This is a genomic window from Variovorax boronicumulans NBRC 103145, from assembly GCF_001591345.1.
Taxonomy (GTDB): Bacteria; Pseudomonadota; Gammaproteobacteria; order Burkholderiales; family Burkholderiaceae_C; genus Variovorax; species Variovorax boronicumulans.
This window is the reverse complement of sequence record NZ_BCUS01000018.1, coordinates 47,112-71,980: the sequence shown is the minus strand read 5'-3', so window position 1 is coordinate 71,980 and position 24,869 is coordinate 47,112. Positions and strand designations below refer to the sequence as shown.

The 24,869-nt window shown below is 68.8% G+C and carries 22 protein-coding genes; 16 read left to right on the top strand and 6 right to left on the bottom strand.

The features are described 5' to 3' along the window. On the bottom strand, nt 1-1,008 hold a 1,008-nt coding region (locus VBO01S_RS07945; RefSeq protein WP_157627305.1), incomplete at its 3' end, for a molybdopterin-dependent oxidoreductase. Nucleotides 1,009-1,066: 58 nt separating this feature from the next. On the opposite strand from VBO01S_RS07945, the gene VBO01S_RS07940 reads away from it, so the two are divergent. Next, the gene (locus VBO01S_RS07940) at nt 1,067-2,200 is read left to right on the top strand and encodes an ABC transporter substrate-binding protein (RefSeq protein ID WP_082818036.1); all 1,134 of its coding nucleotides are present in this window, start codon (nt 1,067-1,069) and stop codon (nt 2,198-2,200) included. Between the two features lie 145 nt (nt 2,201-2,345). Here VBO01S_RS07940 and VBO01S_RS07935 read toward each other — a convergent pair whose 3' ends face one another. Genes VBO01S_RS07935 through VBO01S_RS07925 form a run of 3 tightly spaced genes read right to left on the bottom strand, consistent with a single transcriptional unit; the run spans nt 2,346 to nt 5,888 of the window. After that, nucleotides 2,346-3,440, bottom strand: a complete 1,095-nt coding sequence (locus VBO01S_RS07935; protein WP_062472802.1) for a M14 family metallopeptidase — start codon at nt 3,438-3,440, stop codon at nt 2,346-2,348. Continuing rightward, nucleotides 3,437-4,639, bottom strand: coding sequence for a M20 aminoacylase family protein (locus VBO01S_RS07930; RefSeq protein ID WP_062472800.1), 1,203 nt, complete (start codon nt 4,637-4,639; stop codon nt 3,437-3,439). The genes VBO01S_RS07935 and VBO01S_RS07930 overlap by 4 nt, the downstream gene beginning before the upstream one ends. Before the next feature lie 55 nt (nt 4,640-4,694). Beyond that, nucleotides 4,695-5,888: a glycerophosphodiester phosphodiesterase gene (locus VBO01S_RS07925; protein ID WP_082818035.1), complete on the bottom strand. Its 1,194-nt coding sequence runs from the start codon at nt 5,886-5,888 to the stop codon at nt 4,695-4,697. Nucleotides 5,889-5,998: 110 nt separating this feature from the next. Here VBO01S_RS07925 and argE point away from each other — a divergent pair, with 110 nt between their 5' ends. From argE to VBO01S_RS07875, 10 genes are all read left to right on the top strand, one after another. After that, entirely contained in the window at nt 5,999-7,165 is a 1,167-nt protein-coding gene (argE, locus tag VBO01S_RS07920; protein ID WP_062472799.1) for an acetylornithine deacetylase, read from the top strand. A gap of 28 nt (nt 7,166-7,193) precedes the next feature. Further along, entirely contained in the window at nt 7,194-8,417 is a 1,224-nt protein-coding gene (locus VBO01S_RS07915) for a DUF445 domain-containing protein (RefSeq protein ID WP_062472812.1), read from the top strand. Between the two features lie 138 nt (nt 8,418-8,555). Continuing rightward, nucleotides 8,556-10,214, top strand: a complete 1,659-nt coding sequence (locus tag VBO01S_RS07910; protein WP_062472797.1) for an NHL repeat-containing protein — start codon at nt 8,556-8,558, stop codon at nt 10,212-10,214. A gap of 118 nt (nt 10,215-10,332) precedes the next feature. After that, complete coding sequence (locus VBO01S_RS07905) at nt 10,333-11,109, top strand: MHYT domain-containing protein (RefSeq protein ID WP_062472795.1); 777 nt, start codon at nt 10,333-10,335, stop codon at nt 11,107-11,109. 73 nt (nt 11,110-11,182) lie between these two features. After that, entirely contained in the window at nt 11,183-12,793 is a 1,611-nt protein-coding gene (locus tag VBO01S_RS07900) for an acyl-CoA carboxylase subunit beta (protein ID WP_062472793.1), read from the top strand. Further along, nucleotides 12,790-14,739 (top strand): acetyl/propionyl/methylcrotonyl-CoA carboxylase subunit alpha, encoded by a 1,950-nt coding sequence (locus tag VBO01S_RS07895; protein WP_062472791.1) that lies wholly within the window; start codon nt 12,790-12,792, stop codon nt 14,737-14,739. The genes VBO01S_RS07900 and VBO01S_RS07895 overlap by 4 nt, the downstream gene beginning before the upstream one ends. A gap of 31 nt (nt 14,740-14,770) precedes the next feature. Further along, entirely contained in the window at nt 14,771-15,667 is an 897-nt protein-coding gene (locus tag VBO01S_RS07890) for an SDR family NAD(P)-dependent oxidoreductase (RefSeq protein ID WP_062472789.1), read from the top strand. Nucleotides 15,668-15,691: 24 nt separating this feature from the next. After that, entirely contained in the window at nt 15,692-16,852 is a 1,161-nt protein-coding gene (locus VBO01S_RS07885) for an acyl-CoA dehydrogenase family protein (RefSeq protein ID WP_062472787.1), read from the top strand. Between the two features lie 5 nt (nt 16,853-16,857). Further along, nucleotides 16,858-18,024 carry an acyl-CoA dehydrogenase family protein gene (locus tag VBO01S_RS07880; RefSeq protein ID WP_062472785.1) on the top strand — a complete coding sequence of 389 codons (1,167 nt, stop codon included), beginning with the start codon at nt 16,858-16,860 and terminating at the stop codon, nt 18,022-18,024. 95 nt (nt 18,025-18,119) lie between these two features. Further along, nucleotides 18,120-18,881 (top strand): slipin family protein, encoded by a 762-nt coding sequence (locus tag VBO01S_RS07875; protein WP_062472784.1) that lies wholly within the window; start codon nt 18,120-18,122, stop codon nt 18,879-18,881. A 77-nt stretch (nt 18,882-18,958) separates the two neighbouring features. On the opposite strand, the gene VBO01S_RS07870 is transcribed toward VBO01S_RS07875, so the two are convergent. Further along, on the bottom strand, nt 18,959-20,236 hold the full coding sequence (locus VBO01S_RS07870) for a DEAD/DEAH box helicase (protein WP_062472782.1): 1,278 nt from the start codon (nt 20,234-20,236) through the stop codon (nt 18,959-18,961). A 48-nt stretch (nt 20,237-20,284) separates the two neighbouring features. On the opposite strand from VBO01S_RS07870, the gene VBO01S_RS07865 reads away from it, so the two are divergent. The 5 genes from VBO01S_RS07865 (at nt 20,285) to VBO01S_RS07850 (ending at nt 23,827) form a co-directional block, all read left to right on the top strand. After that, nucleotides 20,285-20,665: a translation initiation factor Sui1 gene (locus VBO01S_RS07865; protein WP_062472780.1), complete on the top strand. Its 381-nt coding sequence runs from the start codon at nt 20,285-20,287 to the stop codon at nt 20,663-20,665. A 7-nt stretch (nt 20,666-20,672) separates the two neighbouring features. Then, nucleotides 20,673-20,909 carry a DUF3820 family protein gene (locus VBO01S_RS31705; protein WP_056584018.1) on the top strand — a complete coding sequence of 79 codons (237 nt, stop codon included), beginning with the start codon at nt 20,673-20,675 and terminating at the stop codon, nt 20,907-20,909. 182 nt (nt 20,910-21,091) lie between these two features. Then, nucleotides 21,092-21,502 (top strand): RNA-binding regulator, encoded by a 411-nt coding sequence (gene rbp / locus VBO01S_RS07860; RefSeq protein WP_062472778.1) that lies wholly within the window; start codon nt 21,092-21,094, stop codon nt 21,500-21,502. A gap of 311 nt (nt 21,503-21,813) precedes the next feature. Further along, nucleotides 21,814-22,302, top strand: coding sequence for a tripartite tricarboxylate transporter TctB family protein (locus tag VBO01S_RS07855; protein WP_062472776.1), 489 nt, complete (start codon nt 21,814-21,816; stop codon nt 22,300-22,302). A 13-nt stretch (nt 22,303-22,315) separates the two neighbouring features. Then, entirely contained in the window at nt 22,316-23,827 is a 1,512-nt protein-coding gene (locus tag VBO01S_RS07850) for a tripartite tricarboxylate transporter permease (protein ID WP_062472774.1), read from the top strand. A gap of 225 nt (nt 23,828-24,052) precedes the next feature. On the opposite strand, the gene VBO01S_RS07845 is transcribed toward VBO01S_RS07850, so the two are convergent. Further along, nucleotides 24,053-24,811, bottom strand: coding sequence for a sulfite exporter TauE/SafE family protein (locus VBO01S_RS07845; protein ID WP_062472772.1), 759 nt, complete (start codon nt 24,809-24,811; stop codon nt 24,053-24,055). Nucleotides 24,812-24,869 lie beyond the last annotated feature (58 nt).

Sequence of the window (24,869 nt, the reverse complement as noted above, 5' to 3'; positions counted from 1 at the left end):
GCGGTCGCGCCAGGCGCCGACCAGCGCCGGCAGGCAGGCGATGGCGCGCGCCGCGTTGCCGCCGCCGCGCACGCGCTGCATGCCGTAGTTCAGGCGGATCGCGGCGGGCTTGGTCGTGCCGTAGGCCTGGGCCAGCGCGACGATCTGTGCCTCGGGAATTCCGCAGACCTCGGCCGCACGCGACGGCGGCCATTGCAGCGCGCGCTCGCGCAGCTGCTCCCAGCCCAGCGTGTGGTGGGCGATGTAGTCGTGGTCGAGCCAGTCGTGCACGATGAGTTCGTGCATGAGCGCCAGCGCCAGCGCGGCGTCGGTGCCGGGCAGCAGTGCGATGTGCTCGTCGCACTTGTCGGCGGTTTCGGTCTTGCGCGGGTCGATGCACACCAACCGTGCGCCGGCGCGCTTGGCGGCCTGGGCGTGGCGCCAGAAGTGCAGGTTGCTGGCGATGGAGTTGCTGCCCCAGATAAGGATCAGCTTGGCCTCGGCAAAGAACTCGATGCGCATGCCGACCTTGGCGCCCAGCGTGTAGACCATGGCTTCGCCGCCCGCCATCGAGCAGATGGTGCGGTCCAGCAGCGAGGCGCCCAGCTTGTGGAAGAAGCGCCGGTCCATCGACTCGCCCTGCACCAGGCCCATGGTGCCCGCATAGCTGTAGGGGAGAATTGCTTCCGGTTCCGTCTGCAATCCCCGAAGATGCGCGGCGATATCGTCCAATGCCGTCTCCCACGAGACGGGCTCGAAGCGGCCGCTGCCCTTGGGACCGACCCGTTTCAGGGGCTGCACGAGCCGCTCGGCATGGTCATTGCGTTCGATGTACCGGGACACCTTGGTGCACAGCACGCCGCCGGTGTGCGAGTGGGCGGGGTTGCCTTGCAGCTTCACCGCCACGCCGTCCTTGACGGTGGTGACGAGCGCGCAGGTGTCGGGGCAATCGTGCGGGCAGGCGCCCAGCACCGTGGAGGGTGCGGAGGCGTCGGGCGTGTCGAGGAGGGAATCCGTTGCGTGGGCCATCGGACAAGTCTAATTTGAGTATCAACACACAGGGCAGAGGGAGGATTTCACCATGACGATGCAATTGAATCGCAGGCATTTTTCGATCGCCACGGCGGCGGCCGCCACGCTGGGCGGCTTCGGCATCGCCCGGGCGCAGGGCGACACGCCGCTGGTGCTGGGCCAGTCGGCGCCGTTCACGGGGCCGGCCGCGCAGCTGGGCATCCAGTTCCACCAGGGCGCCAAGCTGTTCCTGGACCAGTACAACGCGCAGCCGGGCCAGCGCGACGTGGTCATCAAGAACCTGGACGACGGCTACGAGCCCGACCGCTGCGCGGCCAACACACAGAAGCTGATCGGCGAGGACGTGTTCGCGCTGTTCGGCTACATCGGCACGCCGACCAGCCTGGCCGCGCTGCCGCTGGCGGTGAAGGACAAGGTGCCGTTCATCGCGCCATTCACGGGCGCGATGTCGCTGCGCGAGCCTTTTCACCGCAACGTGTTCCATCTGCGCGCTTCGTACAACGACGAGACGGCATTGATGGTGAAACAGCTCACCCACCTGGGCATGAAGAAGATCGCGGTCTTCTACCAGAACGACGCCTACGGCAAGGCCGGCCTCGACGGCGTGACGCTGGCGCTGGCCCAGCAGGAACTCAAGCCGGTGGCGCTGGCCACGGTGGAGCGCAACTCGGCCGACGTGGCCGCCGCGGTGAAGACGATCATGGCGAGCCAGCCGGCGGCGGTGGTGCAGGTGGGTGCCTACAAGGCCTGCGCGGCGTTCATCCGCGAGATGCGCAAGGCGGGCTACGGCGGCGTGTTCTTCAACCTCTCGTTCGTGGGCACGCAGGCGCTGGCGGACGAGCTGGGCAAGGAGGCCGCGGGCGTGATGGTCACGCAGGTGGTGCCCTCGCCCTACAACCAGGCGAATGCGCTGGCCCGCGAGTTCACCGAGGCGGTGCGCAAGGCCGGCGGCGGCGCGAGCGCCAATTTCTCGAGCATGGAAGGCTACCTGGCCGCCAAGGTGCTGACCGAGGGCCTGCGCCGCGCACCGGGCGGCAAGGGCACGCGCGACGGGCTGATCGCGGGGCTGGAAAGCATCGAGCGGCAGCAGTTCGGCGGCTTCGAGGTGTCGTTCTCTTCGAAGAGCCACGTGGCTTCGAAGTTTGTCGAGCTGTCGATGCTGACTGCTGACGGGCGGGTGCGGACGTAGTTTTTTCGCGCTCTGGTTCGGGGCGCGTGCCCAGGACACTGGGTACTTCCCTCCGCGAATGTCCCCCGGCCTGCGGCCTCCTCCTTGATTTCGCTGCGGGAAGCACCCAGTGTCCTGGGCACGGGGGCACGCAGCTGGGGGGCGATCAGGCGCTCAGCCCGTCCACCGCCTGGAACATCGCCTGCCGCGCCTGGCTCACGATCTGGCCGCGCCAGGCGTCGGAGTCCGTGTAGAACGCCTCCACCATGCGCGCGCGGATGCCATCGGCCAGGTCGGCCGGTGCGTCCGGGTGCTTGTGCAGCCAGTGGTCGGCGCGCAGGGCGCCGGTCACCTCGAGCATCGGCAGCGTGCCGTATTCGAGCGCGATGCCGGTGTACTCGGCCTGCGGGCACTCTTCGTACACGGCGTCCCACATCAGGCCGCGCAGCAGCGCCGAGGTCGAGGAACCGTCGTAGATCGAGGTGACGGGCGCCGCCGGCGTGCCCCACCAGGCGTTGGCGCGGGCATAGGCGACCTTGTCGTCGCGGCAGGCAAAGATGCGCTCGCCCAGGCCGTTGGGGCCGAGGCCCGTGTGCAGGTCGATCCAGGCCAGGCGCTTCGCTTGGCCCGCATGGCGGCGCAACACGCTGCGGATGGTCTTGTTGCTCCAGGTGGGCGCCTTGCCGCCGAAGAACAGGCCGTCGTCGAACTGGTACTGGCCGCTGGTCACGGCCGCCTGGTAGGCCGTGGCGCCGTGCTTCTCGATCCACTTCTCGATCGCGGCCTGGTTGTCCGGTGTCGGCGGCCAGGTGTCGGGCAGCAGCAGCGGGTGCAGCTTGGCGTAAGGCTCGTTCACCGGCACGGGCTTCGAGAAGTCGAGGAAGTTGCGGTTCAGGTCGACGTTCTCGTGCGTCACGCGGCGGCCGTACGAAAAACCGTGCGGGTTCAGCGCATGCACGTACAGCACCGCCACGCCCTGCGCCTTGGCCTTCTCGCGCCATTCGGCGTCGTGCAGCGCGAACACCTGCACGCCGCTGCCGCAGTGGCCTTCGACGCCGTGGCAGGCGCTGGTGACGACCAGCAGCCGCTCGGCGTTGGCGTCGCCGTCGAGCGCCACGTCCATCGACAGCTCTTCGCCGTCGCGGCCCTTGAGCGGGTGCGCGTGCGGCTCGACCGTGAGGCCGGCGCTGACACAGCCCTGCAGGAACTTCTGGCGCGCCTGGGCGTAGCGCGGCGAAAAGGCCTCGCCGATGCCGATCATGGGGCAGTGCCGCCGGGCTGGAGGAACTGCTCGGCGATCTGCACCCAGCAGGTCGCGCCCAGCGGGATGAGGTCGTCGTTGAAGTCGTAGCTGGCGTTGTGCAGCGTGCACGGGCCTTCGCCGTGGTGCACGTCGCGGTGCGCGCCGTCGCCGTTGCCGATGAAGGCATAGGCGCCGGGCTTGGCCTGCAGCATGAAGGCGAAGTCTTCCGAGGTCATGGCGGCCTCCTGCTTGAGCACGTTCTCGGGGCCGACGATCCCGCCCATGACGCGGCGCGCGAAGTCGGCCTCGGCCTCGGTGTTGATGGTGGGCGGGTAGTAGCGCTCGAAGCGGAACTCGCAGGTGGCGTCGTGCGCGGCGCAGATGTGCTCGCTGATCTGCTTCATCTTGGCCTCGATCATGTCGAGCACCTCGAGCGAGAAGGTGCGCACGGTGCCCGACAGCTCGCAGTTGTCGGGGATCACGTTGTTGGTCTCGCCGGCGTGGATGGTGGTGACCGAGATCACCGCCGAATCGGTCGGCTTCATCTTGCGCGTGAGGATGGTCTGGAAGGCCTGCACGATCTCGCAGGCGATCGGCACCGGGTCGATGCCGGTCTGCGGCAGCGCCGCGTGGCCGCCCTTGCCGACCACGTTCACATGGAACTTGTTGCCCGAGGCCATCACCGGGCCGGGGCTCACGGCGAACTGGCCGGCCTTCATGCCGGGCCAGTTGTGCATGCCGAAGACGGCGTCCATGGGGAACTGCTCGAAGAGCCCTTCCTTGATCATTTCGCGCGCGCCGCCGCCGCCCTCTTCGGCCGGCTGGAAGATCAGGTAGACGGTGCCGTCGAAGTTGCGGTGCTTGGCCAGGTGCTGGGCCGCCGCGAGCAGCATCGCCGTGTGGCCGTCGTGGCCGCAGGCGTGCATCTTGCCGTGGTGCTGGCTGGCGTGGGCGAAGGTGTTGAGCTCGGTGACGGGCAGCGCGTCCATGTCGGCGCGCAGGCCGACGGCGCGGGAGCTGGTGCCGTTCTTGACGATGCCGACCACGCCGGTGGTGCCCAGGCCGCGGTGGATGGGGATGCCCCATTCGGTGAGCTTGCCTGCCACCACGTCGGCGGTGCGGACTTCTTCGAAACAGAGTTCAGGGTGGGCATGAAGGTCACGCCGGACGGCCGCGATGCCGGCCGCCTGCGTGACGAGCGAGTCGATGAGTTTCATAAGACACAGTCTAGGCTTTGCGGAATGCGCCGCAAAGACCGTGCCGGGCAAACCCTCAGCGGCCGATGCTCTTCAGGTACTCGGCGCGCGCGGCCAGCGCGGTGTCGGTGAAGTCGGTGAACACGCCATCGACGCCGAGCTTGTAATAGACCGCGTATTCGTTCTTGCCGTCCTTGTTGTAGTCGGACGCGAGCCGGCGCGACTCGTTACGGAACGTGAAGGGGTGCACGAACAGGCCCGCCTTGTGGGCATCTGCGATCAGCGTGGTGGGGGCCGTCGAGGTGGCGTCGGCGTCGTTGATCTTGCCGTCCTTGTTGACGTCCACCACCTTGCCGTCGGCGCCCACGGTGCCCTTGACGCTCACGATGTAGCGCTTCCAGGGGCCGATGCCGTCGGCGTAGGTCTTGATCTCGGCCAGCCCGGCGGGCGTGACCATGACGTCGAAGTTGCGCTTGTCGCCGGCCTTGGTCCACTCGTAGGGGCGGTCGACCGGCACGGCGTAGGTCATGGCGCCGGTCTTCATGTCGATGCCGTCGCCGTCAATCAGCTGGATGAGCCGGGTGTTCAGGCCCTTGCTCTTCATGTACTTGAGGCTGCCGGGCTCGAACGACTGCACGTAGATAGGCGCGGTCTTGCTGTTCCAACCGGCGGCGTTGATGGCGGCGATGACCTTGTCTTCCATGGGCATGCCCAGGTCGCGGAAGTAGGTGGGGTTCTTGGTCTCGGGGTAGATCGCGATGGTGCGGCCGGTTTCCTTCGACTTGGCCTTGGCGAAATCGATGATCTCCTGGAAGGTCACGACCTTGAACTTGCCGTTGAATTCCTGCGGGCGCTCGGGGTCGGTCGAGATGCCGCCCAGGGTCTTGATCTCGGCCAGCGTGAAGTCATTGCTGAACCAGCCGGTCTGGGTCTCGCCGTCGACCTGGATGGTCTTCTTGCGCGAAGCGAAGCGCGGGTGCTTGGCCACGTCGGTGCTGATGCCCAGGTTGGGGTCGTGGCGGGCGATGAGCACGCCGTCCTTGGTGGAGACCAGGTCCATCTCGATGACGTCGGCGCCCAGCTCGATGGCGCGGGCGTACGACTCCAGTGTCTGTTCCGGCAGGTAGCCCGAGGCGCCGCGGTGGGCGATGACCAGCGGCGGGTTGCCGTCCAGCGTGAGCAGCTTGTTCGCCGCCGGGCCGGTGGTTCCGCAGGCGGCCAGGCTCAGGGCGGCCGCGGCGGTCAGGGTGATCTGCAGGGACATGCGCATGTTGTCTTCTCCATCCAAACAAAGAAAAAAGAGGAGGCAGGCTACCCGCTGCGCGTGACAACGCCGATACCCATCTGCGCGGGCGTTCAACTTCCCGGACAATCTGTTGCATGCAGCACACGCTTTCTCCCCAGAGCCTCTTGATGGCGCAAACCTTGGTTCGCATGAACACGGTGAGCGCAAACAGCAACCTCGAGCTGATCGACTTCGCCCAGGCGCACCTCGCGGCCCTCGGCGTGAAGAGCCGCATCACCTACAACGCCGAGCGCACCAAGGCGAACCTGTTCGCCACGCTGGGCGAGGGCAAGCCGGCCGGCGTGATCCTCTCGGGCCACACCGACACGGTGCCCTGGGACGGCCAGGCCTGGAGCGTCGACCCGCTGTCGGCCGTGGTGCAGAACGAGCGCCTGTACGGCCGCGGCTCGGCCGACATGAAGAGCTACATCGCGATCGCGCTGGCCAACGCCAAGCATTTCCTCGAGGGCGACGCGCCCTTCGCCGTGCACTTCGCCTTCACGTATGAAGAAGAGATCGGCTGCTTCGGCGTGCGCGAACTCATCGCCGACATGCGCGACGCCGGCATCAAGCCGCTGGCCTGCATCGTGGGCGAGCCCACCAGCATGGTGCCGGCCATCGCCCACAAGGGCGTGTACCGCTACAAGTGCTGCGTGCGCGGCAAGGAGGCGCATTCGTCGCTCACGCCGAAATCGGTCAACGCCATCGAGATGGCGGCGCGCGTGATCGGCAAGGTGCGCGACATGGCCGAAGATTTCGAGCGCAGCGAGCCGCGCTACGACGGCTTCGACGTGCCCTTCAGCACCGCCAGCGTGGGCCAGTTCCACGGCGGCATTGCCGACAACGTGGTGCCGCGCGACGCCGAGTTCCGCTACGAATTCCGCGACCTGCCCACGGCCGATGCCAAGCGCATGCAGTCCGACGTGCTGGCGTACGCCGCGAGCATCGAGCCCGCCATGAAGAAGGTGGCGCCCGACGCGGGCTTCAAGTTCGAAACGATCTGCGAGATCCCGAGCTTCCTGGGCGCGGCCGGCGACCCGGTCACGCTGCTCGCGCAGCGCCTGGCCAGCGAAGACCGCACCACGCTGGTGGCCTTCGGCACCGAAGCGGGCCTGTTCAAGAACGCCGGCATCCCCACGGTGGTGTGCGGCCCCGGCAGCATCGAGCAGGCGCACCAGCCCGACGAGTTCGTGAGTCTTGAGCAGCTCGCGCGCTGCGAGCTGTTCATGGAGCGCCTCGCGACCTCGCACACCATTGGCTGAAGACCACGGCAGCGGCGCACTGCAACGCATGAAACGCGTCGCGCTCGGCCTGCTGTGCGCGGCGGCGGCGCTGTATGCGCTGGCCAGCGCGCTGCACGGCCAGCATCCGGCCTGGGGCTATGTGGCGGCTTTTGCCGAGGCCGCGATGGTCGGCGCCATTGCCGACTGGTTCGCGGTGGTGGCGCTGTTTCGCCACCCGCTGGGCCTGCCGATCCCGCACACGGCGATCATCCCGAGCAACAAGGACCGCATCGGCGCCAAGCTCGCTGGCTTCATCTGCGACAACTTCCTGAGCACCGCCCAGGTGCTCGCCAAGCTGCGCCAGTTCGACGCGGCGGGGCGCATCGCCGAGTGGCTGGCCCGGCCCGCCAGCGGCGAGCGGCTCGGCGAATGGGGCGTGGCCGCCACGCGCTACGGCCTGGCCGCCTTCGACGACGAACGGGTGCGCGACTTCATGGGCCGCGCCGCCGCGGCCGGCCTGGCCAAGATCGACCTCTCGCGCCTCACCGGCCAGGCGCTCGATGCGCTCACGGCCGGCGGGCGCCACCAGGCGCTGCTCGACGACGTGCTGCAGCAGGTGGCCGAGCTGCTCGACGGCGACGAGGTGCAGGCGCACATCACCGAAGGCATCGCGCGCGAGATCAAGACGCTGCGCTACGTCGGCCTGGACCAGGTGGCGGCCAAGCTCGCCACGCGCAAGATCGTGGCCGCCATCGCACGCACGCTGGCCGAGCTGGCGGCCGAGCCCGAGCACCCGATGCGCCGGCGCTTCGACCATTTCGTGGACGACTTCGTGGTGCGCCTGAAGCTCGACCCCGAGTTCCAGCAGCGCGGCGAGCAGATCCGCGCCGAGCTCATCGCGCACCCGGCGCTGGGCGACTACCTGCACGGCCTGTGGGGCGAGCTGCTGGGCTGGCTGCACGACGACCTCGGGCGCCCCGACTCGACCATCCGCCAGCGCATCGCCACCATGGCCGGCGCGCTGGGCCAGCGGCTGCAGAACGACGCGGCGATCCGCGCCTGGATCAACGAGCAACTCGAAGCCGCCGCGCCGGCGGCCATCGAGCGCTACCGGGAGGACATCCGCCGTTACATCGAGGAGCGCGTGGGCGAGTGGAACGCGCACGAGATGACCGACGAACTCGAGCGCCACATCGGGCGCGACCTGCAGTTCATCCGCATCAACGGCACGCTGGTGGGCGGGCTGGTGGGGCTGCTGATCCACACGGCGACGCAGCTGCTGCGCGGCTGAAAAATCACCGGGTGCTGCGGGTTATCCGCAGCGGACGAAAGTCCGCGTCTTGTCCCGCGAGCGACTGCGCGGCCTCCTCCGGCTCCTAGACTGCGGGCGCACTGCCGCATCCACAAAGCCAACCCAGAGGAGATCGCCATGCCCCGTCGCTCGATCCGCGCTGCCGCGCTGACCGCCGCCCTCGCCCTGCTCGCCGCCTGCAGTTCGCTGTCGCCACCGCCCAAACGCCCCGCCGCGTGGGCGGCGCCCGAGGTGCTCGTGGCCCCGTCGTCCTTCGCGGGCGTGCACGGCCTGGCCATCGATGCGAAGGGCCGGCTGCTGGCGGGCTCCGTGCTCGGCAACACGCTGTGGGAGGTCGACCGCCAGACCGGCGCCGCCAAGGTGCTGATCGATGCGCCCGAGGGCCAGGCCGACGACATCGCGGTCGGCCCGAAGGGCGAGTTGGCCTGGACCAACTACCTCATGGGCATGCTGCGCTACCGCGAGAACGACAGCGCGCCGCTGCGCGTGCTCGCCAAGGACCTGCCCGGCCTGAACTCGCTCGACTTCGACCGCAAGAACGGCAAGCTCTACGCCTCGCAGGTGTTCCTGGGCGATGCGCTGTGGGAAATCGACCGCGACGGCAAGCAGCCGCCCCGGCTCATCAAGAAGGACATGGGCGGCTTCAACGGCTTCGAGGTCGGACCCGACGGCCTGCTCTACGGCCCGCTGTGGTTCAAGGGCCAGGTCGTGAAGATCAACCCCGCCGACGGCGCCCTGACCGTGATCGCCGACGGCTTCAAGATCCCGGCCGCCGCCAACCTCGACGGCAAGGGCAACCTCTGGGTGGTCGATGCACGCAGCGGCGAGCTGGTGCGGGTCGATCTTGCGAGCGGCAAGAAGACCGTCGCCAAGCAGCTGCGCCCCTCGCTCGACAACCTCGCGATCGCGCCGGACGGAATGATCTATGTCTCGAACATGGCCAACAACGAAGTGCAGGCCTTCAACCCCACCACCGGCGAGCTGCGCACGCTCACCAGCGGCAAGGTGGCGGTGCCCGCGGGCCTGAAGATCGACGGCAACGACCTGTGGGTGGCCGACGTCTTCGGCTTCCGGCAGGTCGACGTGCGCACCGGCGAGGTGCGCGACGTGTTCCGCATGCAGCGCGACCCCGATCTCGACTACCCCTTCGCGGTCGGGCTGTCGCCCAAGCTCTTCGCGCTGACCTCGTGGTTCACGGGCTCGGTGCAGCTGGTCGACCGGCAGACCCTGAAGACGGTCGAAACGATCCACGGCCTGAAGGCGCCGTTCGACGCGCTGCCCATGCCCGACGGCAGCGTGATCTACGCCGAGCTCGCCACCGGCAGCATCACCCGCGCCAGCGGGCCGAAGTTTGCAGAGAAGTCAGTGCTGGCTAGCGGGCTGAACGGCCCAGTGCAACTGGTGGTCGGCCAGGACGGCGCGCTCTACGTGACCGAGGCGGCCGGCAAGCTGCTGCGCATTCCGCTGGACGCCAGCGCCCCGCTGCGCACCGTGGCCGACGGGCTGGCGCTGCCCGAGGGCCTGGCCCAGACGCCGTGGGGCAGCTTCATCGTGGCCGAGAGCGCGGCACGCCGGCTGGTCGAGATCGACCCGGCCACCGGCACCCGCCGCACCGTCGCCGAGAACCTGCCCATCGGCCTGGCGGCCGGGCCCGGCCTGCCCCCGCCCTACGTGGTGACGGGCGTGGCCGTGGGCCGCGACGGCACGGTCTACGTGGCGGCCGACAGGAACAATTCGATCTATCGAATTCGTCCTGTTATTCAGGGTAACAATTAGTACAAGTTTCTGTTTACTTTTATAAACACATATTACAAACTGGTCGGGACGCGTCGCAGCGTTCCGATCGCATAGGGCAGTCGGGGTCTGCGAAGCGCTCTTTCCGAAGGGACATCGCATGACTCCACTCGTCGTAGGCCAAGTGCTATCGCCCGAATACTCCCTGGGGCTGGTCGCGCTTTCGTTCGTCATTTCCTTCTTCGGCTCGCTGGTGGCCCTGATCTGTGCCGGGCGCATGGTCGGCGCCGACGGCAAACCCAACCTGGCCATCGTGGCCTGCGCCGCGGTGGCGCTGGGGGGCATCGGCATCTGGTCGATGCACTTCATCGGCATGCTGGCCTACCGGCTGCCCTTCGGCATCGCGTACAACATGCCGCTGACCATCGTGTCGCTGGTGGCGGCCATCCTGATCTCGGGCATTGCGCTGTACCTGGCGGGCGGGCGCGCCAAGTTCAGCCGCTCGGGCTGGCTGGCCGGCAGCCTGCTGGCGGGCCTGGGCGTGTGCGTGATGCACTACATGGGCATGTTCGCGATGAACATGCGGGCCACGATGAGCTTCGACTTCAGCATGGTCGCGCTGTCGGTGGTCATCGCCATCACGGCCGCCGCCGCGGCGCTGTGGCTGGCCTTCAACCTGCGCAAGCTGAGCCACCAGGTGGCCGCCGCCGCCGTGATGGGCGTGGCGGTGTGCACCATGCACTACGTGGGCATGAGCGCGGCCAGCATGATCTGCACGGCGGCCGCCCCGGTCGACGCGCTCTCGCTGGGCGGCAGCTACATGGGCCTCACGGTGTTCGGCACGGCCGGCGCGGTGCTGATCTTCATCTACTGGGTGGTCACGGGCAGCAGCCTCGACGCCGCCCCCGCCGCACAACGGCGCGTGCGCCCCAGCTAGTTGGCGCAAGCGGGCCGGGGGCCCGCCTCCTAAAGTCTGTGCGAAACGACACGCGCGCACCGCACAGACCCCCATGCCCCTCCTCGAATCCCGGCTGCACACCGCCGGAGACAGCTACCAGGCCAACCGCGCCAGCATGCTCTCGCTGCTGGACCAGGTCCGGTCCCACGAAGCCCGCGCCGTGGCCGCCTCCAGCGCCTCGGCCGAGCGCTTCGCCAAGCGCGGCCAGTTGCTGCCGCGCGAACGCCTGGCCCTGCTGCTGGACACCGGCGCGCCCTTCCTGCCGCTGGCCACGCTGGCGGGCCTGGGCCAGGACAACCCCGACCTTTCGAAAAGCGTGCCCGGCGGCGGCCTGATCGCCGGCATCGGGCGCGTGGCGGGCGTGCGCTGCATGATCAGCGCCTCCGACTCCGGCATCGACGCCGGCGCGCTGCAGCCCATGGGCCTGGACAAGCAGCTGCGCCTGCACGAGATCGCGCTGGAGAACAAGCTGCCCTTCATCCAGCTGGTGGAAAGCGCGGGCGCCAACCTCATGCAGTACCGCGTGCAGGACTTCGTGCGCGGCGGCAACATCTTCCGCAACCTCGCGCGGCTCTCGGCCGCGGGCCTGCCGGTGGTGACGGTGACGCACGGCTCGTCGACCGCGGGCGGCGCCTACCAGACGGGCCTGTCGGACTACATCGTGATGGTGCGCGACCGCACCCGGGCCTTCCTGGCCGGGCCGCCGCTCTTGAAGGCCGCCACCGGCGAGATCGCCACCGAGGAAGAACTGGGCGGCGCCGTCATGCACACCCACATCTCGGGCCTGGGCGACTACCTGGCCGAGGACGACCGCGATGCGCTGCGCATCGCGCGCGCCATCCTCGGCGGCATCGACTGGGTGCGCGACGAGGCGCCGCGTACCTTCGCGCCGCCGCGCCACGACGCCGAGGAGCTGATGGGCCTGATGCCCGCCGACGGCCGCCGGCCGGTGGACATGCGCGAGGTCATCGCGCGCATCGCCGACGGCTCGGAGTTCCTGGCCTTCAGCGAGCACTACGGCAGCGCCACGGTCTGCGGCCACATCCGCCTCGAAGGGCATGCGGTGGGCATCATCACCAACAACGGCCCCATCGATTCCGACGGCGCCACCAAGGCCACGCACTTCATCCAGGCCTGCTGCCAGTCGCGCACGCCCATCGTCTACCTGCAGAACATCACGGGCTACATGGTGGGCCGCGCGCACGAGGAGGCCGGCATCATCAAGCACGGCGCCAAGATGATCCAGGCCGTGACCAGCGCCAACGTGCCGCAGATCACGCTGCATTGCGGCGCCTCGTACGGCGCGGGCAACTACGGCATGTGCGGGCGCGGCTTCGCGCCGCGCTTCTGCTTCAGCTGGCCCAACGCACGCACCGCCGTGATGGGCGGCGAGCAGGCGGCGCAGACGATGGCCATCGTCATGGAGGCGGGCATGGCCCGAAAGGGTGCCGTTGATCGCGACAAGATCGACGCGATGCAGCGCCAGATCGTCGAGCGCTTCGAGCGCCAGATGAGCGTCTTCACCACCAGCGCACTGCTGCTGGACGACGGCGTGATCGACCCGCGCGACACGCGCGCCGTGCTGGCCGAGGCGCTGTCCATCTGCCGCGACGCCGAGGCACGCGCCCCGCAACCCATGCAGTTTTCGGTGGCACGGCCATGAGCACTTTTCGAAAAATCCTGATCGCCAACCGCGGCGAAATTGCCGTGCGCGTGATGCGCACCGCGCGCGCCATGGGCTACCGCACGGTCGCCGTGTACTCGCGTGCCGATGCAGACGCCGAGCACGTGCGCCAGGCCGACGAGTCGGTGTGCATCGGCGAGCCGCTGCCCGCGCAGAGCTACCTGGCCATCGAATCGATCATTGCCGCGGCCCGCGCCAGCGGCGCCGACGCGGTGCATCCGGGCTACGGCTTCCTCGCCGAGAACGCGGCCTTCGCGCAGGCGTGTCGCGATGCGGGGCTGGTCTTCATCGGCCCTTCGCCCGAGGCCATCGTCGCGATGGGCGACAAGGCCGGCGCCAAGCGGCTCATGCAGGCGGCCGGCGTGCCGTGCATTCCCGGCTACCAGGGCGACGATCAAAGCACCGCCACGCTGGCCGCCGAGGCCGAGCGCATCGGCTGGCCCGTGATGATCAAGGCCACGGCCGGCGGCGGCGGGCGCGGCATGCGGCTCGTGACCTCGGCCGGCGCCTTCGCCGAGCAATTGCAGAGCGCGCAGTCCGAGGCGCTGCATGCCTTCGGCGACGCCACCGTGATTTTGGAGCGCGCCATCGTCGCGCCGCGCCACATCGAGATCCAGGTGTTTGCCGACCGCCACGGCCACGCGATCCACCTCGGCGAGCGCGACTGCTCGGTGCAGCGGCGCCACCAGAAGGTGATCGAGGAAGCACCCTCGCCAGCCGTCGATGCCGCGCTGCGCGCGCGCATGGGCGCCACCGCCGTGGCCGCCGCCAAGGCCATCGCCTACGAAGGCGCGGGCACGCTCGAGTTTCTGCTCGACGCGCAGGGCCAGTACTGGTTCATGGAGATGAACACGCGGCTGCAGGTGGAGCACCCCGTGACCGAAGCGGTGACGGGGCTGGACCTCGTCGAACTGCAGCTGCGCGTGGCGGCCGGCGAGCCGCTGCCGCTGACGCAGGAGGACGTGCGCATCAGCGGCCACGCCATCGAGGTGCGGCTGTGTGCCGAAGACCCGCAGCAGGGCTTCCTGCCGCAAAGCGGCACGCTGAGCGCATGGCGCACGTCACCGGCTCTGCGGACTGAACACGCATTGCGCGACGGCGCCGAAGTGCCGCCCTTCTACGACTCGATGATCGCCAAGCTCATCGCCTCGGGCCGCACGCGCGACGAAGCGAGCCAGCGGCTGCTGGCCGGCCTGCGCGACACGGTGGCGCTCGGCCTGCCGACCAACCAGGCGCTGCTGCAGCGCGCGCTCGCGCACCCGGTGTTCGCGAGCGGCGGAGCGACCACCGCCTTCATCGGCGACCACCTCGACGCCCTGCTCGCCGCCGACGCGGCTGCCGACACACGCGCCGCCCTGCTCGCGGCCCTGCTGCTGCAGACCGGCGCGCGCGGCTGGCCCTCGCCGCTGGCGCACACGCAGCCCAACGCCTTGCGCTTTGCGCTCGACGGCGCCGTGCACACGGCGCGCGTGACACCGCGCGGCGCGGCGCACTTCGAAGTCGTGCTGGACGACGCCGCGCCGGCCACGCTCGCGCTGCTGGCGCTGCCGGACGACGGCCCGGTGCGCTTTGCCTGCAACGGCGTGGCCGCGCAGGCATGGGTGGTGCGGCGCGGCGAACGCACGGACCTCCACTTCGACGGCCGCGCCCACCGCCTCGACGACCTCACGCACGTGGCCGTTCCGCGCGCCGGCGCGGGCGGCGGCGACGGCCTGCTGCGCGCTTCGATGAACGGCCGCGTGGTCGCGCTGCTCGCCGCCGAGGGCGACACCGTCGCGGCGGGCCAACCACTGGTCACGCTCGAAGCCATGAAGATGGAACACGTGCACTGCGCGCCGCGCGCGGGCCGCGTCGCGGCGCTGCATGTGGCCGTGGGCACGCAGGTGGCCGCGCGCCACATCGTGGCCGAGATCGCCGAGGCCTGAAGGCCCCTCCCCTTTGTCGAGAACCTGTCGAATGAACGCATCCCACTATCGCTCCGTCTTCGCGCCCGGCCTGTTCGCCGGGCAATGCATCGTCGTCACCGGCGGCGGCTCCGGCATCGGCCGCTGCACCGCGCACGAGTTGGCCTCGCTCGGCGCCCACGTGGTGCTGGTCGGGCGCAAGCCCGAGAAGCTCGACGCGGTGCGCGCCGAGATCGAAGCAGCCGGCGGCAACGCCAGCACGCAGGCCTTCGACATCCGCCAGGAAGACGCCGTGCGCGAGGCCGTGAAAGCCATCGTCGCGGCGCACGGGCGCATCGACGGGCTGGTCAACAACGCGGGCGGCCAGTACATCACGCCGCTGTCCGCCATCTCGGCCAAGGGCTGGGAGGCGGTGATCCACACCAACCTCACGGGCGGCTTCCTGGTGGCGCGCGAGTGCTACCTGCAGAGCATGCAGGCGCACGGCGGCGCCATCGTCAACATCGTGGCCGACATCTGGGGGTCGATGCCGAACATGGGCCACAGCGGCGCCGCGCGCGCCGGCATGGTGAGCTTCACCGAGACCGCCGCCGCCGAGTGGGCCGTGAGCGGCGTGCGCGTGAACGCCGTGGCGCCGGGCTACATCGCCTCCAGCGGCATGGACCACTACCCGCCCGAGGCCGGCGACATGCTGCGCGCCATGCGCAAGACCGTGCCCGCGGGCCGCTTCGGCAACGAGGCCGAGACCTCCGCCGCCATCGCCTTCCTGCTGGGCCCGGCTGCCGCCTTCATCAGCGGCACCGTGCTGCGCGTGGACGGCGCGCGCCCGCAGGCGCGCATGGGCTGGCCGATGGAACTGCCCGACGCGCAGGCGCAGCAGCGCCCCGCGGTGCGGCCCTACGACGGCTTTCACCTCGCGCAGACACCGCGCGTGTTCCAGGACAAGTAACGAGCGAACGAACGGAGACCCGCCATGCAGTACACCCATGAACACCTCGAGATGCAGAACACCCTGCGCCGGTTCATCGACGAGGAGATCAACCCCCGCGTCGACGAATGGGAAGAGGCCGAGATCTTTCCCGCGCACGAGGTCTTCAAGAAGCTCGGCAACCTCGGCCTGCTGGGCCTGAACAAGCCCGAGGCCTTCGGCGGCGCCGGGCTCGACTATTCGTTCGCGATGGCCTTCGCCGAGGGGCTGGGCCACATCAGCTGCGGCGGCGTGCCGATGGCCATCGGCGTGCAGACCGACATGTGCACGCCCGCGCTCGCGCGCTTCGGCAGCGACGAGTTGCGTCGCGAGTTCCTGGTGCCCGCCATCGCAGGCGACACGGTCGGCTGCATCGGCGTGAGCGAGCCCGGCGCGGGCAGCGACGTGGCGGGCCTGAAGACCTACGCGAAGAAGGACGGCGACGACTACCTCATCACCGGCCAGAAGATGTGGATCACCAACAGCCTGCAGGCCGACTGGATGTGCATGCTGGTCAACACCAGCGAGGGCCCGGTGCATCGCAACAAGTCGCTCGTGATGGTGCCGATGAACCTGCCCGGCATCGAGAAGGCCAAGAAGATCCGCAAGATCGGCATGGACTCGAGCGACACCGGCCTCATCTACTTCGACAACGTGCGCGTGCCGCAGCGCTACCGCATCGGCGAGGAGGGCCAGGGCTTCGTCTACCAGATGCAGCAGTTCCAGGAAGAGCGGCTGTGGTGCGCCGCCAGTTCGCTCGCGCCGATGGACGACTGCATCACGCAGACCATCGAATGGGCGCAGCAGCGCCAGATGTTCGGCGCCACGCTGGCCGACCAGCAGTGGGTGCAGTTCAAGCTGGCCGAACTGAAAACCGAAGTGGAAGCGCTGCGCGCCCTCACCTACCGCGCCTGCGACCTGCATGTGAAGGGCGAGGACGTGCTCGAGCTCGCGTCGATGGCCAAGCTCAAGACCGGCCGCCTCACGCGCCAGGTGGCCGACACCTGCCTGCAGTTCTGGGGCGGCATGGGCTTCACGCTGGAGAACCGCGTCTCGCGCCTGTACCGCGACGGCCGCCTGGGCTCGATCGGCGGCGGCGCCGACGAGGTGATGCTCGGCATCCTCGCCAAGACCATGGGCATCGCCAAGCGCCCGCCGCGCGGCTGACCGGCATGGACGCTGAACTGCAGGCCGACCGTGCGGCGCTCGCCGACACGGTGCGCCGCTTCGCCCAGACCGAGATCGCACCGAACGTGCAGGCCTGGGACGAGGCCGGCGAATTCCCGCGCGCGCTGTACACCCGCGCGGCCGAACTGGGCCTGCTGGGCCTGGGCTATCCGGAAGCACTCGGCGGCACGCCCGCCTCGTATGCGCTGAAGCTGCCGGCGTGGGTCGCGCTCGCGCGCCACGGCCAGAGCGGCGGCGTGCTCGCGAGTCTGTTCTCGCACAACATCGGCCTGCCGCCCGTGGTGCTGCATGCCAGCGACGCGGTGCGCCGCGAGGTCGTGCCGGGCGTGCTGCGCGGCGAGAAGATCGCCGCGCTCGCGATCACCGAACCCGGCGGCGGCTCCGACGTGGCCGCGGTGCGCACGACGGCCAAGCGCGACGGCGATCACTACGTGCTGAACGGCGAGAAGACCTTCATCACCTCGGGCATGCGCGCCGACTGGATCACCGTGGCCGTGCGCACCGGCGAAGGCCGCGGCGCGGGCGGGCTCTCGATGCTGCTCGTGCCGGGCGACGCGCCCGGCCTCTCGCGCACGCGGCTCGCGAAGATGGGCTGGCTGTGCTCCGACACCGCCACGCTGCACTTCGACAACGTGCGCGTGCCCGCGCGCTACCTGCTCGGCGACGAAGGCGGCGGGTTCCGCATGGTCATGGGCAACTTCAATGGCGAGCGCGTGGGGCTGGCGGCCGGTGCGCTGGGCTTCGCGCAGGCTTGCCTCGACGAAGCGCTGGCCTGGTCGCGCGAGCGCAAGACCTTCGGCGCCGCGCTCATCGAGCACCAGGCCGTGCGCCACAAGCTGGTCGACATGCAGATGCGCATCGCCTCGACCGAGGCCTGGCTCGAGGCCGTGTCCGCCGAGGGCGACGCGCACGAGGCAGCGGGCCGCATCAACGCGCCGGAGTGGGTGGCACAGGTCTGCCTGCTCAAGAACCACGCCACGCAGACCATGCAGTTCTGCGCCGACCAGGCCGTGCAGATCCTCGGCGGCATGGGCTTCATGCGCGGCACCGTGAGCGAGCGCGTCTACCGCGAGGTCAAGGTGATGATGATCGGCGGCGGCGCCGAGGAGATCATGAAGGAGCTGGCGGCGCGCCAGCTCGGGTGGGTGTAGCGGCGGCGCCGACCTTTATTCCGGCCCGGCCGGAACGCCGCTGCGCGGCAGGTGTCCAACCGTTCAGCACCTTTGCTGAGTCGCGGGAGATCACCATGCTCTCTTTCACTTATGGCATCGGCGCCGTCGCCCTGGTCCTGCTGGCGGCGCTGCTCTTTTCGGCGATATGGATCTTCCGGGAGTACGAGCGCGGCATCGTGTTCACCCTGGGGCGCTTCTCGAAGGTGGCAGGGCCCGGGCTGGTGTTCGTGATCCCGGCCATCCAGCAGGTGGTGCGCGTCGACCTGCGCACCGTGGTGCTCGAAGTGCCGACGCAGGACGTGATCTCGCGCGACAACGTGTCGGTGAAGGTCAGCGCAGTCGTCTACTTCCGCATCGTCGATGCGGCCAAGGCCATCATCGAGGTCAAGGACTTCTTCAACGCGACCAGCCAGCTGGCCCAGACCACGCTGCGCTCGGTGCTCGGCAAGCACCAGCTGGACGACATGCTGGCCGAGCGCGAGAAGCTCAACCTGGATGTGCGCGAATCGCTGGACGTGCAGACGGCGTCATGGGGCATCAAGGTGTCGAACGTCGAGATCAAGCAGATCGACCTCACCGAATCCATGATCCGCGCCATCGCGCGGCAGGCCGAGGCGGAACGCGAACGCCGCGCCAAGGTGATCCATGCCGAAGGCGAGCTGCAGGCGTCCGAGAAGCTGTTCCAGGCCGCGCGCGTGCTGGCGCAGGAGCCGCAGGCGATCCAGTTGCGCTACCTGGAGACGCTCACGGTGATCGGCGCGGACAAGAACACGACCATCGTGTTTCCGCTGCCGGTGGACCTGATGGCGAGCTTTCTCGGCAAGCAGCACGCATAGCGCGCAACGCACAAGAGCGGAAAACCGTTCGAAGCACCCGCCGGCCTCCTTTCATGCCGGCTGACGCCTGACGTGCGTCAGTCCGCGTCTTCCCCACCGCCTGCCTGTGCGGCCAGCGCGGCCGCCGCGCGCAGCTTGTCCTTCTTGCTCGGTCGCGCGCCCTTGATGCCGCCGTTGCCCGAGGTGTCGACCACCACCGGCGCCGTCTCGGTCGGCTCGAAGCCCGCGATGCGCTCGCGCGGCACGCGCTGGCCCTGGCGCTTCTCGATCAGGCGGAAGTGCGCCTCGGTGGCGGGGCTCACGAAGCTGATCGCCAGCCCGCTCGCGCCCGCGCGGCCGGTGCGGCCGATGCGGTGGATGTAGTCGGTCGGCGAACGCGGCAGGTCGTAGTTGATGACCACGGGCAGCTGCGCGATGTCCAGGCCGCGCGCCGCCAGGTCGGTGGCGATCACCACGTCCCAGCGGCTCTGCTTGAACTGCGCCAGGATGTCGCGGCGCGTGCCCTGCGCGATGTCGCCGTGGAAGGGCACGGCGTAGATGCCGTTGCGGTACAGCTTCTCGGCCACGGTCTGCGCGGCGTGCTGCGTGGCAACGAACACCAGCACGCGGTCCCAGGTGCCCTCGTTGTCCTTCAGCAGCTGGCGCAGCAACTGGGTGCGGCGGGCGGCGTCGACCTCGATGGCGCGCTGCACGATGTCGGGCCGGGTGCCGGGCTCGCCCTGCACGTCGACCAGGGCCGGGTCGTGCAGCATGTCGTCGGCCAGCGCCTGGATGGCGATCGGGAAGGTGGCCGAGAAGAGCAGGTTCTGGCGCCGCGCCGGCAGCAGCGCCAGGATGCGCTGCAGCTCCTCGGCAAAGCCCAGGTCGAACAGGCGGTCGGCCTCGTCGAGCACGAGCGTCGACACGGCGTCGAGCGCGAGCGCGTTGTGTTCGACCAGGTCGAGCAGCCGGCCGGGCGTGGCGACCACGATGTCGGCGCCGCCGCGCAGCCGCATCATCTGCGGGTTGATCGAGACACCGCCGACCGCGACGACGATCTTCAGGCGCTCGGGCAGGTGCCGTGCGAAGTCTTCCAGCGTCTCGCCCACCTGGGCCGCGAGTTCGCGCGTGGGCACGAGCACCAGCGCGCGCAGCCGGCGCGACGCCGACGCGGCGGGCTCGGCGGCCAGGCGCTGCAACAGCGGCAGGGAAAATGCGGCCGTCTTGCCGGAGCCGGTCTGTGCCGAGCCCCGCAGGTCGCGGCCCTGCAAAATGGCAGGGATGGCCGCCGCCTGGATGGCGGTCGGCGCGGCAAAGCCGCTCGCGGCGGCCGCTTGCGCGAGCGCGGGGGTCAGGCCCAGGGTATCGAATGGCATGGAACGGGCACCGGGAAAAAGAGAGAGATCGAAAGAAAGACGGATCGAATGGGAACGATGAAGAACAGCCGCACCGGCAGCACGCTGGTGTACTCCACCGAGGCGGGCGGGCGCATGTGCCCCGACTGCGGCGCCCCGATGGCGCAATGCCGCTGCAAGGAACTCGCGAAGGCCCGCACGGCGGCCACGGACGGCATTGTCCGCGTATCGCACGAGACCAAGGGCCGAAAGGGCAAGGGCGTGACCGTGGTCAAGGGCCTGCCGCTCGACGCTGCGGCGCTGGCGGCCGTGGGCAAGCAGCTGAAAGCGGCCTGCGGCACCGGCGGCACGGTGAAGGACGGCACCGTGGAGATCCAGGGCGATCACCGCGAGGTGGTGATCGCCGCCCTCGTGAAGCAGGGCCACACGGTCAAGCGCGCAGGCGGCTGAGGCACGCATGAACCCCGAAGACCTGCAGCGCCTGGTGACGCTCGAAATGCCTTTTGGCAAGCACAAGGGCACGCTGATTGCCGATTTGCCCGGAAATTACCTGACCTGGTTTGCGCGCGAGGGTTTTCCCGCGGGAGAAATTGGCCGGCTGCTCGCTTTGATGCATGAAATAGACCACAACGGCCTGTCCGACCTCCTGAAACCGTTGCGAAACCGCCCGTCGGGTCGGAATGTTTCTCGATAACACAAGATTTCCCCCCTTTTTTCGGAAATCGGGCCGGATAATCCGGCTCACGTGTCTGCGAGCCTTGGCTCCCGTGCACGTAATTTGGTGATCGGTCAGTTTCGCGCCACAGCGCATTAGTTTGTTGTGATTCTGGGACTCCATCGCTTTGTGTTTTTTTGGTTTGAATTAGGAGTCCCTCCATGGGCAAGAAACTTTACGTGGGCAACCTCGCCTACTCCGTGCGTGACAACGACCTGGAACAGGCTTTCGGCGAGTTCGGCTCGATCGTCAGCGCCAAGGTCATGATGGAACGTGACACCGGCCGTTCGAAGGGCTTCGGCTTCGTCGAAATGGGCACGGACGCTGAAGCACTCGCAGCTGTCGAAGGCATGAACGGCGCATCGCTGCAGGGCCGCGCCCTGACGGTGAACGAAGCCCGTCCGATGGAAGCACGTCCCCCCCGCACCGGCGGTGGTGGCGGCTACGGCGGTGGTGGCGGCGGCGGCTACGGTGGTGGCGGCGGCGGCGGCGGTTACGGCGGCGGCGGTGGCGGCCGTAGCGGTGGCGGCGGTGGTTACGGCGGCGGCGGCGGTGGCCGCGGCGGCTACTAAGCCCTCCCCCACACACTCATGAGCGCCTCGGCGCTCTGAATGAATAAAAAGCTCCTTCGGGAGCTTTTTTCGTTTCCGGCCCACCCCACAACCCGGCCCCGGTCCCTGCCCCTTCGAGGAACACCGTGGAACCGGCTCTGCCGGGCCGCTGGTGTTGCCCCCGGAGGGGGTTGGCGTAGCGACACGAAGTGCGCGAAGCCTGGGGGAGAGCCCGTACTTTCCCTGTAAGCATTTGTCCGTACCGCGCTGGTCAGCCGACGGTCAGCCGCTGGCGACGACCCTCGTCCCTTCGAAAACAGAGGGTCGAGACAATGAAAATCAAGAGACAGGCGGACTTCTTCTCAGGAGTCATGTTCGCCGCCGTCGGTGGCGCGTTCGCCATCGGCGCCACCACCTACACCATCGGAGACGGCGCCCGCATGGGGCCGGGGTACTTTCCGCTGATGCTGGGCATCCTGCTCGCGCTGCTGGGCGCGCTGATCATGTTCCAGGCCATGGTGGTCGAGAGCGCCGACGGCGACAAGATCGGCAAATGGGCCTGGAAGCCGCTGGCCTTCGTGCTCGGCGCCAACCTGGCCTTCGGCGTGCTGCTGGGCGGCCTGCCCAGCGTCGGGCTGCCGGCGATGGGCATGATCATCGCGATCTACGCGCTGACCATCATCTCGAGCATGGCGGGCGAGCACTTCAAGCTGCGCGACGTGCTGGTGCTGGCGACCATCCTGGCAGCCGGCAGCTATGTGGCCTTCATCTGGGCGCTCAAGCTGCAGATCCAGGTCTGGCCCACGTTCATTTCGGGTTGAGGAGCACACCGCCATGGAACTGTTCCACAACCTGGCGACCGGCTTCGGCGTCGCCTTCACTTTCACCAACCTGCTGTACTGCCTGGTCGGTTGCATCCTGGGCACGCTGATCGGCGTGCTGCCGGGCATCGGCCCCGTCGCGACCATCGCGATGCTGCTGCCCGCCACCTACGCGCTGCCGCCCGTGTCGGCGCTGATCATGCTGGCCGGCATCTACTACGGCGCCCAGTACGGCGGCTCGACCACGGCCATCCTGGTGAACCTGCCCGGGGAGTCGTCCTCGGTGGTCACCTGCATCGACGGCTACCAGATGGCAAGGCAGGGCCGCGCAGGCCCTGCGCTGGCCGCGGCGGGCCTGGGCTCGTTCTTCGCGGGCTGCGTCGGCACGCTGATCCTGGCCGCCTTCGCGCCCCCGCTGACCGAGTTGGCCTTCAAGTTCGGCCCTGCGGAGTACTTCTCGCTGATGGTGCTGGGCCTGATCGGCGCCGTGGTGCTGGCCTCGGGCTCGCTGCTCAAGGCGGTGGCGATGATCGTGCTGGGCCTGCTGCTGGGCATCGTGGGCACCGACGTGAATTCGGGCGTCGCGCGCTTCAGCTTCGACATTCCCGAGCTCACCGACGGCATCGGCTTCGTGGTGATCGCCATGGGCGTGTTCGGCTACGGCGAAATCATCGGCAACCTCTCGCAGCCCGACGACGAGCGCGAGGTGTTCACGCACAAGGTCAAGGGCCTGTGGCCCACCAAGGACGACTTCAAGCGCATGACGCCGGCCGTGCTGCGCGGCACGGCGCTGGGTTCGGCGCTGGGCATCCTGCCGGGCGGCGGCGCGCTGCTGGCGGCCTTCGCGGCCTACGCGCTGGAGAAGAAGATCAAGATGCGCCCCGGCGAAGTGCCCTTCGGCAAGGGCAACATCCGCGGCGTGGCCTCGCCCGAGTCGGCCAACAACGCCGGCGCGCAGACCTCCTTCATTCCGCTCTTGACGCTGGGCATTCCGCCCAACGCCGTGATGGCGCTGATGGTGGGCGCGATGACGATCCACAACATCCAGCCCGGCCCGCAGGTGATGACCAGCAACCCGGAGCTCTTCTGGGGCCTGATCGCCTCGATGTGGATCGGCAACGCGATGCTGATCATCCTGAACCTGCCGCTGATCGGCATGTGGATCAAGCTGCTGACGGTGCCCTACAAGTTCCTGTTCCCCGCCATCGTGCTGTTCTGCGCGATCGGCGTGTACTCGACCAACAACAACACCTTCGACGTGTGGATGGTGGCGATCTTCGGCTTCATCGGCTACCTGTTCCTGAAGCTGCGCACCGAGCCGGCCCCGCTGCTGCTGGGCTTCATCCTCGGGCCGATGATGGAAGAGAACCTGCGGCGCGCGCTGCTGCTGTCGCGCGGCGCGTGGAGCGTGTTCGTGACGCGGCCGCTGTCGGCCGGTCTGCTGATCGCTGCGGCGCTGCTGCTGGCCATCGTGCTGCTGCCGGCGATCAAGGCGAAGCGCGAAGAGGCATTTGTCGAGGACTGACGGTTTCTTTTTCGCTCAGTTGCAAGAAAGCCCCCGTGTGGGGCTTTTTTGTTTTTGCGGATGCGTGCGTTCGGGGCGCGTGCACAGGACACCGGGTACTCCCCTCCGCGAATGTCCTCCGGCCTGCGGCCTCCCCCTTGATTTCGCTGCGGGGAGCACCCAGTGCCCTGCGCACGAGGGCACGCCCTGCACTTGCGGCCGATCAACGACCGCACGGCCCGACGATCACTTGAAGAACGCGTCGTAAGCCGTCTTCAGGATCAGCGCACTCACCACCACGATGAACACGATCCGCACGAACCCCGCCCCGTGCTTCAGCGCCACGCGCGTGCCGACCAGGCTGCCGGCCACGTTGGCCACCGCCATCACCAGCCCGTAGTGCCACCAGACGTGGCCCTTGGCGGCCAGCAGGATCAGCGCGGCGGCGTTGGTCAGGGTGTTGATGACCTTGGCCGAGGCCGAGGCGTTGAGGAAGTCGTAGCCCATCCAGCGCACGAACAAAAACACCAGGAAGCTGCCCGTGCCCGGTCCGAAGAAGCCGTCGTAGAAACCGATGGTCAGGCCGATGGTGCTGGCCGCCAGCGTCTCGGCGCGGCCGCTGAAGCGCGGTGCGTGCAGCCGGCCCATGTCCTTGCGCGCCAGCGTGTAGACCAGCACGCCCAGCAGGATGACCGGCAGCGCCCGGCGCAGGAAGTCGCCCGGGAAGACCGTGACGGTCCAGGCGCCGAGCATCGAGCCGCCGAAACCCAGCAGCGCGGCCGGCCACATCGCGCCCCAGCGCATCTGCACCCGCTGGCTGAACTGGGCCGCCGAGGCCGCGGTGCCCCAGATCGACGCGCTCTTGTTGGTGCCCAGCAGCGTGGCGGGCGGCGCGCCCGGAAACACCGCAAAGAGGGCCGGCACCAGGATCAACCCGCCGCCGCCCACGATCGCATCGATAAAACCCGCGAGCAGTGAGGCGCCCGTGACCACCAGCATTTCCATGCGGGCGATTGTCTCACCGGAATCGCTATCGAAACGATAGCTGTGGTGGCCGGTACCG